General features: G+C 72.9%; 12 protein-coding genes. 6 read left to right on the top strand and 6 right to left on the bottom strand.

All coding sequences use genetic code 11. The annotated features are described in order from the left end of the window. Positions 1-104: 104 nt before the first annotated feature. The 6 genes from purL (at position 105) to AACH11_RS03975 (ending at position 8,732) form a co-directional block, all read left to right on the top strand. Positions 105-4,130, top strand: a complete 4,026-nt coding sequence (purL, locus tag AACH11_RS04000) for a phosphoribosylformylglycinamidine synthase (protein ID WP_341372906.1) — start codon at positions 105-107, stop codon at positions 4,128-4,130. A gap of 10 nt (positions 4,131-4,140) precedes the next feature. Next, positions 4,141-4,350 carry an oxidoreductase-like domain-containing protein gene (locus AACH11_RS03995; protein WP_341372905.1) on the top strand — a complete coding sequence of 70 codons (210 nt, stop codon included), beginning with the start codon at positions 4,141-4,143 and terminating at the stop codon, positions 4,348-4,350. Between the two features lie 9 nt (positions 4,351-4,359). Beyond that, positions 4,360-4,725: a Dabb family protein gene (locus AACH11_RS03990; RefSeq protein WP_341372904.1), complete on the top strand. Its 366-nt coding sequence runs from the start codon at positions 4,360-4,362 to the stop codon at positions 4,723-4,725. Between the two features lie 89 nt (positions 4,726-4,814). Next, positions 4,815-6,176: a putative DNA modification/repair radical SAM protein gene (locus AACH11_RS03985; RefSeq protein ID WP_341372903.1), complete on the top strand. Its 1,362-nt coding sequence runs from the start codon at positions 4,815-4,817 to the stop codon at positions 6,174-6,176. 68 nt (positions 6,177-6,244) lie between these two features. Next, a complete protein-coding gene (locus AACH11_RS03980) occupies positions 6,245-7,972 on the top strand; it encodes a UdgX family uracil-DNA binding protein (RefSeq protein WP_341372902.1) in 1,728 nt (575 codons plus the stop codon). Continuing rightward, positions 7,956-8,732, top strand: coding sequence for an oxygenase MpaB family protein (locus AACH11_RS03975; protein ID WP_341372901.1), 777 nt, complete (start codon positions 7,956-7,958; stop codon positions 8,730-8,732). Before AACH11_RS03980 ends, AACH11_RS03975 begins: the two co-directional genes overlap by 17 nt. 45 nt (positions 8,733-8,777) lie before the next feature. On the opposite strand, the gene AACH11_RS03970 is transcribed toward AACH11_RS03975, so the two are convergent. From AACH11_RS03970 to AACH11_RS03945, 6 genes are all read right to left on the bottom strand, one after another. Beyond that, the gene (locus tag AACH11_RS03970) at positions 8,778-9,653 is read right to left on the bottom strand and encodes an isocitrate lyase/PEP mutase family protein (protein WP_341372900.1); all 876 of its coding nucleotides are present in this window, start codon (positions 9,651-9,653) and stop codon (positions 8,778-8,780) included. A 77-nt stretch (positions 9,654-9,730) separates the two neighbouring features. Further along, the gene (locus tag AACH11_RS03965) at positions 9,731-10,564 is read right to left on the bottom strand and encodes an SDR family NAD(P)-dependent oxidoreductase (protein WP_341372899.1); all 834 of its coding nucleotides are present in this window, start codon (positions 10,562-10,564) and stop codon (positions 9,731-9,733) included. Between the two features lie 67 nt (positions 10,565-10,631). Beyond that, complete coding sequence (locus AACH11_RS03960; RefSeq protein ID WP_341372898.1) at positions 10,632-11,654, bottom strand: TRAP transporter substrate-binding protein; 1,023 nt, start codon at positions 11,652-11,654, stop codon at positions 10,632-10,634. Between the two features lie 45 nt (positions 11,655-11,699). Beyond that, positions 11,700-12,977, bottom strand: coding sequence for a TRAP transporter large permease (locus tag AACH11_RS03955; protein ID WP_341372897.1), 1,278 nt, complete (start codon positions 12,975-12,977; stop codon positions 11,700-11,702). Beyond that, entirely contained in the window at positions 12,974-13,522 is a 549-nt protein-coding gene (locus AACH11_RS03950; RefSeq protein ID WP_341372896.1) for a TRAP transporter small permease, read from the bottom strand. The genes AACH11_RS03955 and AACH11_RS03950 overlap by 4 nt, the downstream gene beginning before the upstream one ends. Before the next feature lie 2 nt (positions 13,523-13,524). Beyond that, positions 13,525-15,030 carry an FAD-binding oxidoreductase gene (locus tag AACH11_RS03945; RefSeq protein ID WP_341372895.1) on the bottom strand — a complete coding sequence of 502 codons (1,506 nt, stop codon included), beginning with the start codon at positions 15,028-15,030 and terminating at the stop codon, positions 13,525-13,527. Positions 15,031-15,164 lie beyond the last annotated feature (134 nt).

Genomic DNA, 15,164 nt, shown 5'->3' with positions numbered 1-15,164 from the left:
GCCCGGCTGCGCCAGCAGCCGCCGGCGTGCGCTGTGCACCGCCGCGTCGTCGCGACGCGTGCCGCGGCGCTCCCGCCCCACCTGCCCGCTGCCCCGAAGCCCCCATGTCGGCCACCCACCACCATCTGATGCACTTCGAGGGCGGCAACGCCCTGTCGCCGTTCCGCGCCCAGGCGCTGCTGCCGCAGCTGCAGGCCGTGTGCCCGCGCGTTGTCGGCGTGGTCGCGCGCCACGTGCACTGGGTCAGCGCGGCGGCGGCCGACGGCACGCCGCCGGCGCGCGAGGCGGTGGACAAGCTGGCCGCGCTGCTGGCCTACGGTGACCCCTACGCCGGTGGCGACGAGGGCGCGCTGATCGTCGTCATGCCGCGCCTGGGCACGCTGTCGCCCTGGGCCTCGAAGGCGACCGACATCGCCCGCAACTGCGGTCTCGATCTGCACCGCGTCGAGCGCGTGACCGAGTTCCGGCTGCAGCTGAAGTCGCCGCTGCTGGGCTCGGCCAAGCCGCTGTCGACCGAGGAATGGGCCGGCTGCGCCGCGCTGCTGCACGACCGCATGACCGAATCGGCCGCCGCCGCCCGCGATGACGCGCGTCGCCTGTTCGCCGAACGCCAGGGCGAGGCGCTGGCCCATGTCGATGTGCTGGGCGCCGACCGTGGGGCGCTGGAGCAGGCCAACCGCGACTGGGGCCTGGCGCTGTCCGACGACGAGATCGACTACCTCGTCACCCACTTCCGCCAGCTCGGCCGCAACCCCAGCGACGTCGAGCTGATGATGTTCGCGCAGGCCAATTCCGAGCACTGCCGCCACAAGATCTTCAACGCCGACTTCAGCATCGACGGCGAGCGCCAGCCGCTGTCGATGTTCGGCATGATCCGCAACACCGAGAAGCTGCTGGACGCGGCGGCCCAGGCCAGCGGCCAGCCGGCCCACAGCATCGTCGCCTACAGCGACAACGCCGCCGTGATGCGCGGCGGCCCGGTCGAGCGCTGGCTGCCCGAGGGCTACACCAACGCGCCGAAGTACGGCACCCGCGCCGAGACCGCGCACGTGCTGATGAAGGTGGAGACCCACAACCACCCGACGGCCATCAGCCCCTTCCCCGGCGCGTCCACCGGCGCCGGCGGCGAGATCCGCGACGAGGGCGCGACCGGCCGTGGCGCCAAGCCCAAGGCCGGCCTGACCGGCTTCAGCGTCAGCGCGCTGCAGCTGCCCGGCCTGGCCGAGCCCTGGGAGCGCGGCCTGTCCGGCAAGCCCGAGCACATCGCCAGCCCGCTGCAGATCATGATCGACGGCCCGCTGGGCGGCGCCGCGTTCAACAACGAGTTCGGCCGGCCCAATCTGGGCGGCTACTTCCGTGCCTTCGAGCAGCCGGTGGCCGGCGTGGTGCGCGGCTACCACAAGCCCATCATGATCGCCGGCGGTCTGGGCACCATCAGCGACAACCAGACCCACAAGCTGCCCTTCGGCGCCGGCACGCTGCTGGTGCAGCTGGGCGGCCCGGGCATGCGCATCGGCATGGGCGGCGGCGCCGCCAGCTCGATGGCCGCGGGCACCAACACCGCCGCGCTCGACTTCGACAGCGTGCAGCGCGGCAACCCCGAGATCGAGCGCCGCGCCCAGGAGGTGATCAACCACTGCTGGGCCCTGGGGCAGAACAACCCCATCGTCGCCATCCACGACGTGGGCGCCGGCGGCATCTCCAACGCCTTCCCCGAGCTGGTCGACGGCGCGGGCAAGGGCGCGCGCTTCGACCTGCGCCAGGTGCCGCTGGAGGAAAGCGGCCTCGCCCCGAAGGAGATCTGGTGCAACGAGAGCCAGGAGCGCTACGTCCTGGCGATCAACCCGGATCTGATGCCGATGTTCGAGCAGATGGCCGCGCGTGAGCGCTGCCCGTACGCGGTGGTCGGCGTCACCACCGACGAGCGCCAGCTGATCCTGGAGGACGGCCCCGGCGGTGAGCGCGCCATCGACATGCCGATGGACGTGCTGCTGGGCAAGCCGCCCAAGATGCACCGCGACGTCACCCGCGTGGCCCGCACCGAGGCGCCGCTGGCGCTGACCGGCGTGCGCCTGGAGCAGGTCGGCCTCGACGTGCTGCGCCACCCGACGGTGGCCAGCAAGCGCTTCCTGATCACCATCGGCGACCGCACCGTCGGCGGCATGAGCCACCGCGACCAGATGGTCGGCCCCTGGCAGGTGCCGGTGGCCGACTGCGCCGTCACGCTGGCCGACTACGCCGGCCTGCGCGGCGAGGCGATGAGCATGGGCGAGCGCACGCCGCTGGCCGCGCTGGACGCGCCGGCCTCCGGCCGCATGGCCGTGGCCGAGGCGATCCTGAACCTGCTGGCCGCGCCGCTGGACCTGGCCCAGGTCAAGCTCAGCGCCAACTGGATGGCCGCCTGCGGTGAGGCCGGCGAGGACGCCGCGCTGTACGACACCGTCAAGGCCGTCGGCATGGAGCTGTGCCCGGCGCTCGGCATCGGCATCCCCGTCGGCAAGGACAGCCTGTCGATGCGCACCAAGTGGAGCGATGCCGAGGGCGGCAAGCAGGTGACCGCGCCGGTCAGCCTGATCGTCACCGCCTTCGCCACGCTGGACGACGTGCGCGGCACGCTGACGCCGCAGCTGCAGGCCGTCGATTCGGCCCTGATCCTGGTCGACCTGGGCAATGGCCGCAACCGCATGGGCGGCAGCATGCTGGCCCAGGTGCTGGGCCAGTTCGGCGACCGCGTGCCCGACCTGGACGACGCCGCCCAGCTCAAGGCCCTGGTGGCCGCCGTCAACGAGGCGCGGGCCGCCGGCCTGCTGCTGGCCTACCACGACCGCAGCGACGGTGGCTTGTGGGCCGCCGCCGCCGAGATGGCCTTCGCCGGCCAGACCGGCGTCAGCCTGAACGTCGATCTGCTGTGCACCGAGGGTGACGGCATCACCGACAGCCGCGCCGATTCCGGCGACTCGAAGAACTGGGCCGCCCAGGTCGGCGAGCGCCGCAACGAGCTGATGCTCAAGGCCCTGTTCAACGAGGAGCCGGGCGTCGTGCTGCAGGTGCCGCGCGCGCGCCGCGACGAGCTGCTGGGCCTGCTGCGCCGCCACGGCCTGAGCGCCGTCAGCCACGTGGTGGGCATGCCCAACACCCGCCGCGTGGTCGAGGTGCAGCTCGACACCCGCACCGTCTTCAGCCAGCCGCTGCGCACGCTGCAGCAGGCCTGGGACGAGGTCAGCTGGCGCATCGCCCGCCTGCGCGACAACCCGGCCTGCGCCGATGCCGAGCATGCGGCCGTCGGTGCCGACGGCGATCCGGGCCTGCAGGTGCGCCCGAGCTTCGATCCGGCGCAGGACGTGGCCGCGCCCTTCCTGAACCTGGCGCGTCCGGCGGTGGCCATCCTGCGCGAGCAGGGCGTCAACTCGCACATGGAGATGGCCTACGCCATGGCCCGTGCGGGCTTCGACACCTTCGACGTGCACATGAGCGACCTGCAGTCGGGCCGCGCGCAGCTCGGCCAGTTCCAGGGCCTGGTGGCCTGCGGCGGCTTCAGCTACGGCGACACGCTGGGCGCCGGCGAGGGCTGGGCCCGCTCGGTGCTGTTCAACCCGGTGCTGGCCGAGGCCTTCGCCACCTTCTTCAACCGCGCCGACACCTTCGCGCTCGGCGTGTGCAACGGCTGCCAGATGATGGCCGCGCTGTCGCCGATCATCCCGGGCGCGCAGTTCTGGCCGAAGTTCACCCGCAACAAGAGCGAGCAGTTCGAGGCCCGTTACGCCCAGGTCGAGGTGCTGGACAGCCCGTCCATCTTCTTCCAGGGCATGGCCGGCAGCCGGCTGCCGATCGCGGTCGCCCATGGTGAGGGCTATGCCGACTTCAGCCAGCGCGGCGATGCGGCCCAGGTCCAGCGCGCGATGCGCTATGTCGACCACCACGGCCAGCCGACCGAGGTCTATCCGCTCAACCCGAACGGCAGCCCGGACGGCCTGACCTCGGTGACCACCGCCGATGGCCGCTTCACCGTGCTGATGCCGCACCCCGAGCGCGTGTTCCGCAATGCGCAGATGAGCTGGACGACCGGCGACATCGCCGCCGCCAGCCCGTGGCAGCGCATGTTCGGCAACGCCCGCAAGTGGGTCGGCTGACCCCCCGCCGATGAGCTTCGCGATCGAGGACCGGGACACCGGCCTGGCCGTCATCGCGCACCTGCAGCGCCAGGCCGCGCAGCGCGGCATCACGCTGCGCGAGCCGCCGCCCGAGCCCCTCGGCTGCTGCGGCAAGGGCTGCAGCGGCTGCGTCTGGCTGGGCTGGTTCGAGGCCGTCGCCTACTGGCGCGACGAGGCCTCGTTCGAGCTCGAAGGCTGAGGGCGGCCGGTGACGCTGGCCTCCGGCGCACCGGACGTGCTGACCGGTGCGCCGACGGACGCGCCCCTGCTGCACGTGGTGCTGGTGCGCTTCCACGATGGCGTGCCGCAGGCGCAGCGCGAGGCGACCCGCCAGCGCATGGCCGCGCTCGGTGCGGCCTGTGGCGGCGCGGCCGCCGGCATCCTGGCCTGGCGCGCCGACTGGAATGCCGACACCCGCAAGGGCTGGCAGCTGATGGAGGCCGGCGTGTTCGCCGATGCCGCTGCGCTGCAGCGCTTCCAGCGGCACCCGGCCCACGCCGCCTTCGGTGCCGAGCTGCGCGCGATCGCCGACTGGGTGGTCGGCGATCTGCCGGACTGGCGGCTGCCGCCTTGACGCCGCCCTGACCCGCGCCTGCATCGCCTCGTCCCGCCGTCCGGCACGGCCTTGGCGGCGCAGGCCGGAGACTGTATGAAAATACAGTCATGCCCGACGTCCTGCACAAGCTGGCCATCCTGGCCGATGCCGCCAAATACGACGCCTCCTGCTCGTCGAGCGCGGCGCCCCGGCGCGATTCACGCGACCAGCAGGGCCTGGGCTCGACCACCGGCATGGGCATCTGCCACAGCTACACGCCGGACGGCCGCTGCGTGTCGCTGCTGAAGATCCTGCTGACCAACTGGTGCCAGTACGACTGCCTGTACTGCGTCAACCGCGTCAGCTCCGACGTGCCGCGCGCCCGCTTCACCGTCGACGAGGTGGTCGCGCTGACGCTGGACTTCTACCGCCGCAACCTGATCGAGGGCCTGTTCCTCAGCTCGGGCATCGTGCGTTCGCCCGACCACACGATGGAGCAGCTGGTCGAGGTGGCCCGCCGCCTGCGCGAGGAGCATCACTTCCGCGGTTACATCCACCTCAAGACCATCCCGGACGCCGCGCCCGAGCTGCTGGAGCGCGCCGGCCGCCACGCCGACCGGCTGAGCATCAACATCGAGCTGCCCGACCAGCAGGCGCTGCAGGCCCTGGCGCCCGAGAAGGATGCCGCCGGCATCGAGCGCTCGATGGCCCGCATCCGCCACCGGCTCGACGAGCGCACGGCCGAGGCCGGCACCCAGCCGGCCATCCGCGCGCTGCCCGGCGCGCGGCCGCGCATCGCCCGGCCGCCGCGCTTCGCGCCGGCCGGCCAGAGCACGCAGATGGTGATCGGCGCCGATGCCAGCGATGACCGCGCCATCCTGCGCACCAGCGTCGGCCTGTACCGCCGGCACCGGCTCAAGCGCGTCTACTACTCGGCCTTCAGCCCGATCCCGCATGCCAGCGCGCGGCTGCCCGCCCATGCCGCGCCGCTGATGCGCGAGCACCGGCTCTACCAGGCCGACTGGCTGATGCGCTTCTACGGCTTCGACGAGCAGGAGCTGGTGACCGAGGGCGGCATGCTGTCGCTGGCCGTCGATCCGAAGATGGGCTGGGCGCTGGCCCATCCCGAGCAGTTCCCGGTCGACGTCAACCGCGCGCCGCGCGAGCTGCTGCTGCGCGTGCCCGGCTTCGGCCAGCAGTCGGTCGAGCGCCTGCTGGCCGCCCGCCGCACCCGCAGCCTGCGCCGCGCCGACATCGAGCGCCTGGGCAGCGCGGCACGCCGCGCGCTGGGCTTCGTCGCGCTGCCCGACCACCGGCCGGACGAGGACGCCCGCCGGCGCTGGCTGGCGCGGGCGCTGGGCGAGGGGGCGGGGGGTGAGGGTGGCGGTGGCGGTGGTGGTGGTGGTGGTGGTGGTGGTGAACACGAGGGCAGGGCCGCGGCGCCGGCACCGCAGCCGGTGCAGCAGGACCTGTTCGAGTCGCTGACGTGAGGCCTGAGGAGCCGGCGTGCGGCCGTGATGGCGGTCCCGTCCGGGTGCGCCTGCAGGGGCCCGATGACGTGGACGGCCTGCGCGCCGCGCTGCTGCGCCTGGTCGCCGCCGGTGTCGACCCCGAGACCGTCGACTGGGACGACGGCCGGCCGCGGCAGGGCGGTCTGTTCGAGGCGGCGGATGAGGACGGGACGGCCCCCGCCCAGGCGGCGGATGGCCCGCGGCCCGAGGACGGGCCGGCTCCGGCGGCGGCCGCCCGCCGCACGTCGATGCCCGCACGCTGGCCCGCCGGCTTCGACGCGCTGCTGCGCCACGCCGCGCTGCACGACGCACCCGACACGCGGGCGCGTCTGCATCGCCTGGCGCTGCAGCTGCACGCCGACCCGAGGGTCTGGGACGACACGCTGCACCCCGAGCGCCTGCTGCTGGAGCGCCGCGCGCGCGAGATCCGCGGCGAGATCCACCGCATGCATGCCTTCGTGCGCTTCCGCCCGCTGCGGGAGGCGGTCGAGCCCCCGGCTTCGGCTTCGGCCATCGCCACGGCCAACACCGCGACCGACCCCCCGGCCACCGACCGCTGGATCGCCTGGTACGAGCCCGCCCACCCGATCGTGCGGGCCGCCGCGCCGTTCTTCCAGCAGCGCTTCGCCGCCATGCACTGGGCGATCCTGACCCCGCAGGGCAGCGTCGCCTGGGACCGCGAGCGCCTGCACCACGGCCCGCCCGCCCGGCGCGAGGACGCCCCGCCGGCCGACGCCGGCGAGGCGCTGTGGCTGGCCTACTACCGCGCCACCTTCAACCCGGCCCGCGCCAATCCGCGGCTGATGCAGCGCCACATCCCCACGCGCTACCACGCCGCGCTGCCCGAGATGGCGGTGGCCGCGCCGCTGCTGCGCGAGTCCGCCCGGCGCACCTGGCAGATGACGGCCCATGCGGCCGACACCACGCGCCGGCTGCCGCGGCCGCGCCCGGTAGTCACGCTGGCATCGGCCTCGGCTGATATCGAACTAACGCCAGAGCTTGCCGGAAGCGCGACCGCCGATGCGGCGATGGCGCCGCCGGCTGACCCGGTCACCCTCGCCGCCGACAAGGCCGCGGCCCGCGCCCGCCTGAAGGACCTGGCCGCTCAGGCCGCCCGTTGTGATCGCTGCCCGGTCGCGTCCTGCGCGACGCAGACCGTCTTCGGCCGCGGCCACCCGCGGGCCGAGGTGATGCTGGTCGGCGAGCAGCCCGGCGACCACGAGGACCGTGCCGGCCGGCCCTTCGTCGGCCCGGCCGGCCAGCTGCTGCAGCAGGCGATCGCCGCGCTCGGCTGGCCGCGCGAGGCGCTGTACGTGACCAATGCCGTCAAGCACTTCCACCACACCCTGCGCGGCAGCCGCCGCATCCACAAGACGCCGGAGCAGGCCGCGCTGGCCGCCTGCCTGGACTGGCTGGAGGCCGAGGTCGACGCCGTCGATCCGCCGCTGATCGTGGCCCTCGGGCAGACGGCGGCGCGGGCCCTGCTGGGCGCGGCCGATGCCGATGGCGCCGTGCCACGCGCCGGCGGGCTCCATCGGCGGGCGGACGGCCGGGCGGTGCTCGTCGCCTGGCACCCGTCGGCGCTGCTGCGCGCGGGCGTCGGGCAGGGCGGGGCGCCGGTCGAGGACCATCCGCGCTGGGCGGCCTGGCTGGCGCAGCTGGCGCCGGCCGCGGCCGCCTTCACGGACGACGCCACCACCGGCGGCGCCAGCCCCACGTCGCCGCACACCGGGCCGAAGACGGGAGAATCGGCCGACGATGAATGCCCGACCTGACCCGTCCGCTGAAGCCGCCCGTCCGGCGGGCGCCAGCCCCGCGCCTGACCGCGGGCCGCCGCCGGCCGTCACCGCCGCAGCGCCGTCCGGCCTCAGCCCCGTCCACGCGCTGTACTACGGCCGTCACCGGATGAGCCTGCGTGCCGGCACCTATCTGGCGCTGATCCGCATGATGGGCGTCTCTCATCTGGTGCCGCTGCTCTACGGCCACACCCAGCTGGCCGACCAGACGCGCGACCGCCTGGCCCGCACCCGCCAGACGCTGCGCACCCTGATCGACCACGGCCTGGACACGCCTGAAGGCCAGGCCGCCGTGCAGCGCCTGCGCCGTGCCCACGACGGCCTGCCGGCCGCTGCCGCCGACTACCGCTATGTGCTGGGCGAGTTCTTCCTGGAGCCGCTGCGCTGGAACGCCGCCCATGCCCGCCACCGTCTGTCGGCCGCCGAGCAGGCGCTGCTGCTGGACTTCTGGCTGGGCGTGGGCCGGGCGATGGGCGTGCCCGATCTGCCCCTCGACCTTGATGCCTGGTGGGCGGCCCGCAGCGACTACGAGGCGCACCACCTCGGCCATACCCCGCAGGGCGAACATCTGGCCCGTCTGTGCCTGCGCGACGTGGTGACGCTGACCGTGCCCTGGGGCCTGCAGGGCGCCTTCCGCCAGCTGATGCTGGCGACGATGGATCCGCCTGTGCGGCGTACGCTGGCCTTGCCGCCGGCCCGGCCGCTGGCCGGTGCGGTGCTGCGTTGGCTGGCGCGTTGAAGGGCGTTGAAAGGCCTGCCGCCACACCGCCCCGCACCGCGTCCCTCAGGCCCCGAATTCGGCGTCCAGCCGCTGGTGCGCGGCCAGATCGACCACGCGGCTGAAGTCGGCATAGCTGATGCCGGGCACGGCGCGCGGCGTGCCGTCGGCCGCCAGCGTGGCCATCGCCTGCTGCACGGCGCGGGTGGCGCTGAACAGCGCCGTCACCGCGTGGAACACGACGGCGAAGCCCATGGCCTGCAGATCGGCCGTGCTCAGCGCCGTGGTCTCGTTGCCGTCGACGATGGACACCACCTTGGGCCCCGGCAGCCGGCGCGCGACGGCCTCGACCTCGGCCACGGTCTTGATGCCGTCGACGAAGACGAGGTCCACGCCGGCATCCTGGTAGCGGCGCGCGCGGTCCAGGGCCTCGTCGATGCCGACGGCCGGCAGCGCATCGGTGCGGCCGATGAGCAGCAGGTCGCGGCTGCCGCGGGCGGCGACGGCGCAGCGCAGGCGGCGGGCGTTCTCGGCCGCGTCGATCAGGCGGATGCCGGCCATCTGGCCGCAGCGCTTGGGCGCCACCTGGTCCTCCAGGTGGATGGCGGCCACGCCGGCCTGCAGGTACTCGTCGACGGTGCGCGCGATGTTGCTGGGGCCGCCGTAGCCGGTGTCGGCATCGGCGATCACCGGCACGCCCAGCGGGGCGACGGCGCGCACCATGTCGCGCGCATGGGTGCACATCTCGGTCTGCGTCAGCAGGCCGATGTCGGGCTGGCCCAGGCGGGCGGCGGTGGCGCCGAAGCCGGTCATGTAGACCGCCTCGAAGCCGGCCTGGGCGACGATGCGCGCGGTCAGCGCGTCATAGGCGCCCGGGGCGCGGACGATCGTGCCCTGGTCCAGCAGGGCGCGCAGGGCGTGGGCGGCGGAGGGGGCGGTCATCGATGATCCTTCGGGGCGTCGGGCGTCGGGCGTCGGGCGTCGGGCGTCGGGCGTCGGGCGTCGGGCGTCGGGCGTCCTCAGCTCATCATCAGCCCGCCGTCGATGTTGATCGACTGGCCGGTCATGTAGTCGGCGGCCGGTGAGGCCAGGTACAGCGCCAGGTCGGCCACGTCCTGTGGGCGTTGGGCGCGGCCCATCGGGATGGCGGCCACGCGGCTGTTGAAGGCCTCGCCGCGGGCCTGGCCGGTCATCGCCGTCCAGTCGCGGTCCATGCGGGCCCACATGTCGGTGTCGACGATGCCGGGGCACAGCGCGTTGACGGTCACGTCTGGCGCCAGCGTGTAGGCCGCGCTCTGCGTCAGGCTGATCACCGCGGCCTTGCTGGCGCGGTAGGGCGCGATCACGCTGGCGATCGGCCCGGCCCCGGGCCGCCCGGCGATGCTGGCCAGCGTCAGGATCTTGCCGCGTGGGCGGCCCTCGACCAGGGCGGGCTGCTCGCGCATCTGGCGGGCGGCGGCCTGCAGCGTCAGGAAGGTGCCGGTGACGTTGATGTCCAGCATGCGCTGCCAGTCGGCCGCTTCCAGCGCCATGAAGGGCTTGATCTGGCTGATGCCGGCATTGCAGATGGCCAGGTCCAGCCGGCCCCAGGTGCGCACCGCGCAGGCCACCAGGGCCGCGTTGTCGGCGGCCTGGGTGATGTCGCAGCGCAGCGCCTCGGCCGCCTGGCCGGCCGCGCGCAGCGCATCGCGCACTGCCTGCACGCCGGCCTCGTCGCGGTCGCCCAGCACCAGGCGCGCGCCCTGTGCGGCGAAGGCCTCGGCCAGGCCGCGCCCGATGCCCTGGGCCGCGCCGGTGATCAGCACCACCGGCGCGTCGGGCCTCTGTGGCACCTCAGGATGACGGTCATTCACCGCGCACTCCTCGCAGGATGGGGGGCGCCAGACGGGCCGGCGCCGCCGTGGTTTCGACGGGCCCGGCTCACTGCCCGCGGATGCGCTTGAGCTCGCCCATCACCAGGCCGAGGGACTCGCTGCCGATGGCCTTGGCCTGGTGCTCGTAGACGACCTTGACCTTGTCGCGGATGCGGGCCATCTCGGCCGGCGCGATGTCGTTGACCTGCATGCCCTTGGACTTCAGGCCCTCCAGCGTGCTGCCGGCCTTGGCGCGGCTGACCTTGCGCTGCTCGTCGCGGCCCTCGGCGGCGCAGGTCTTCATCGTCTCCTGCTCCTGCGGGCTCAGGCCGTCCCAGGTCTTCTTGCTCATCAGCATGGCCAGCGCGGCATACGAGTGGCGCGTCAGGCTGAGGTACTTCTGCACCTCGTAGAACTTCATGTTGTCGATCAGCGCGAAGGGGTTCTCCTGGCCATCGACGGTGCGCGTCTCCAGCGCCGAGTACACCTCGCTGAAGGCCATCGGAACCGCGTTGGCACCCAGCTCCTTGAAGGTGTCGATGTAGACCGGGTTCTGCATCACGCGCATCTTCAGGCCACTGAAGTCCTCGATGCGCTGGATCGGCCGCTTGCTGTTGGTGGCGTTGCGGAAGCCGTTCTCCCAGTAGGCCAGGTTGACCAGGCCGACGGCCGGCAGCTTGGCGTTGAACCAGGCCCCGGCCTTGCCGTCGAGCACCTGGTCGGCCTCGGTCTCGCTGGCGAACAGGAAGGGCAGGTCCAGCACGCCGAGCTCCGGCACCATGCTGACCAGCGGCGCGGTCGACGGCACCACCATGTCGATCGAGCCCGAGCGCACGCTCTGCGTGGCGGTGTTGTCGTTGCCCAGCTGGTTGTCCCAGTAGGGCGTGATCCTGAGCTTGCCGCCGGACTTCGCCAGCGCGCAGGCGGCCATCTTCACGATGCCGTTGCCGGTCGGATGGTCCTTGCCCGAGCCGCTGGACAGGCGCAGGTTGCGCTCCTGGAACTGGGCCTGGGCGGTGCCCGCGGCGAGCGTGGCGGCGGCGGCGGTCAGCACGAGGCCGGCGGTGCGCAGGAGGGTCCTGTGGGTCATGTCGTCTCCTTGGATGGATCGTTGTGGGTCGAGGTCAGGGCCGGCTCAGCGCAGCCAGCCCAGCGGCACCATCACCAGCGAGGGGAACAGCACCAGCAGCGCCAGCACGGCCAGCTCGGCCCAGAGGAAGGGCCACAGGCCGCGCATCAGGCTGCCCAGCGGAATGCGGGCCACGCCGCACATCACGTTGAGCACGATGCCCACCGGCGGCGTGATCAGGCCGATGGCGTTGTTCATGATGAACAGCACGCCGAAGTACACCGGGTCGATGCCGGCCTGCTTGACCACCGGCATCAGCACCGGCGTCAGGATCATCAGCGTCGGCGCGAAGTCGAGCGCGGTGCCGACGATGACCACGATCACCATGATCACCGCCATCAGCAGGATGGGCGAGCCGGTGAACGGCGCCAGCAGATCGGCCACCTGCTGCGGCACCTCGGACAGCGTGATGATCCAGGCGCTGACCAGCGCGCAGGCGATCAGGAACACCACCACCGCCGTGCTCTTGGCCGCGCTGACCAGGATCGGGTAGAGCCGGCGCAGCGGCAGCTCGCGGTAGACGAAGGCGCCGATGACGAAGGCGTAGACGCAGGCGGCCACGCCGGCCTCGGTCGGCGTGAAGATGCCGAACTTCAGGCCGCCGATGATGCCCGCGGGCATCAACAGCGCCCAGATGCCGTCGAGCGCGGCCTTCAGCCGGGCGCGGCCGTCCTGGCGCGGCAGCACCTGCACGCGGTCGCGCCGTGCCACCCACAGCCAGGTCAGCACCAGGGCCAGGCCCATGTAGAGGCCCGGGAAGATGCCGGCCAGGAACAGCTTGCCGATCGACACGTTGGCGATCACGCCGAAGACGATCAGCCCGATCGACGGCGGGATCACCGGCGCGATCACGCCCCCGGCGGCGATCAGGCCGGCGGCGCGCGGCACGTCGTAGCCGGCGCTGCGCATCATCGGGATCAGCAGCGTGCCGAGGGCCGCCGCATCGGCCGCCGCGCTGCCCGAGATGGCCGCCATCACCACCGCGGCGAAGATGGCCACCAGGCCCAGACCGCCGCGGATGTGGCCGACCCAGGCCAGCGCCACGTCGACGATGCGCTTGCTGATGCCGCCCGCGTTCATCAGCTCGCCGGCCAGCATGAAGAAGGGGATGGCCAGCAGCGGGAAGCTGTCGGCGCCCTCGATCACCTTCTGCGAGATGACGGTGGTGTCGACCTGGCCGGTGGCCAGCATCAGCACCACCGCGCAGACCAGCAGCGCGAAGGCGATCGGCACGCCGAGCGCCATCGCGCCCAGCAGCGACAGGGTGAACAGGCTCAGCGTCATGCGCGCAGCTCCTGGGCGGGGCGGGGGGCGGCGGGCAGCGTCTCCTCGGTCTCGCGGATGGCGACCAGCTCGGCATCGGGCATGCGGCCGCTGATCACCCGCCACAGCTGGTGCGCCGCCAGCAGGCCGATGCCCAGGCTGGTGACGTAGGCGATGCCGAAGACCCAGATCATCGACAGGCCGGTCACCGGCGCGCTGTTGGTGGCGTTGACCTCGTGCTGGCGCACCGTGCCCCAGAAGAACATCGCGCAGCAGGCGATCACCAGCAGCTCGTTGGCGATGCGGCACAGGCGCTGGCCGCGCGGCGCCAGGCGGGCCACCAGCGTGTCCATGCCCAGGTGGGCGCCCTCGCGCATGGCCACCACCGCGCCGATGAACACCAGCCAGACGAAGCAGAAGCGCGACAGCTCCTCGCTGACCGTGATGCCGCCGTTGAAGGCGTAGCGCAGCACCACGTTGCCGAAGACCATCAGCACCATGGCCAGCAGCAGGGCGGCCAGCACTGCCTCGGCCGCCTTGAACAGGCCGTCGACCACCCGGCCCATGCTCAGATCACCTTGCCCGGGTTCAGCAGCCCCTGCGGGTCCAGCGCGCTCTTGAGCGTGCGCATCAGCGCGATCTCGGCCTCGCTGCGGCTGTGGCCCAGCCACTTGCGCTTCTGCGTGCCGATGCCGTGCTCGGCCGAGACGCTGCCGCCGTACTTCTGCACCAGGCCGTAGATCACCGCGTCCATCCGCGCCTTGGGCTGCTCGGGCAGGCTCAGGCCGTCGCTCCAGGCCACCAGGTGCAGGTTGCTGTCGCCGATGTGGCCGTAGTAGATGCTCTCGATGCCGGCGCCGGCCGGGCGGCCGGCGATGCCTTCGGCCAGCAGCGCGGCCTTGCACTCGCGCGCGTAGTCGGAGATGGCGCCGATGGGCAGCGACACGTCATAACTGATGTGCGGGCCGATGACCTGGAAGAACTCGGCACAGGCATCGCGCAGCGCCCAGAAGCCCTGCACGTCGGACAGGCTCTGGGCCACGGCGGCATCCTTCAGCAGGCCTTGCTCCATCAGCGCCTCCAGCCAGGCCTGGAAGCGCGGGGCGTCCACCGATTCATCGGTGCCCTGGGCCTCGACCAGCACGTAACGGCCATGTCCAGGGGCGACGGCGGCCTGCACCTTGGCGCGCTCGGTCACCACCTGCCAGTAATCCGGCCACATCACCTCGAACGCCGACAGCAGCGGCCCCAGGCCCGAGCGCGCCGCGTTCAGCAGGGCCAGCACGCCGTCGTGGTCATCGACCGCGCACAGCGCGGCCATCGTGCACCTGGGTTTGCCGTGCAGGCGCAGCACGATGCGGGTGATGACGCCCAGCGTGCCCTCGCTGCCGATGAACAGCTGCTTCAGGTCGAAGCCGGCGTTGTTCTTCAGCATCTTGTTCAGGCTGGTGATGACGGTGCCGTCGGGCAGCACCACCTCCAGGCCCAGCACCAGCTCACGCGCCATGCCGTAGCGGATCACGCGGTTGCCGCCCGCATTGGTCGACAGGTTGCCGCCGATCGCGCACGAGCCGCGCGCGCCCAGATCCAGCGCGAAGTACAGGCCGGCCGCGTCGGCGGCGCGCTGCACCGCCTCCAGCGGCGTGCCGGCCCACACCGTCATCGTGCTGCTGGCGGTGTCCACCTCCTGCACGCCGACCATGCGCTCCAGGCTCAGCGCCACCCAGCCGTCCTCCGGCCGGGCGCCGCCGCACAGGCCGGTCAGCCCGCCTTGCGGCACCACCTTCAGCCTGGCCGCGGCACAGGCCCGCAGCGCGGCGCTGACGCCCTGCGCATCGGCCGGCCGCACCACCGCCAAGGGGCGCACCGGCAGCTGCGAGCTGTTGTCGTTGCGGTTGCGCTCGGGCACCGCATCGCCGATCAGCACGGCGGCCTCGCCGAGGGCGGCGCGCAGTGCCAGCAGGTGGTCGAGGGCGGCGGCGCCGCCATCGGTGGCTGCGAGGCCGGATGTGAGGGTGGGGGCGAGGTGGGAGGCCGCGGCGGCGCCAGCGGCAGGCAGATCGGAGCGGGACATGGCGGATCCGTGGGCGTCAGGACGGATTCATTCTGTCTTGTATGCAAGGTACTAGGGCACTGGTGCAAGCCCCGATGCGCCCGCAACGCCGCCGCGGGGACCATCGCGACGCGGGCGGTGCGGCCGTGCGCCAG

This window comes from Pseudaquabacterium rugosum, from assembly GCF_038066575.1.
Taxonomy (GTDB): domain Bacteria; phylum Pseudomonadota; class Gammaproteobacteria; order Burkholderiales; family Burkholderiaceae_C; genus Pseudaquabacterium; species Pseudaquabacterium rugosum.
The sequence above is the reverse complement of the archived record's forward strand: the minus strand, read 5'-3'. Positions and strand labels throughout refer to the sequence as shown.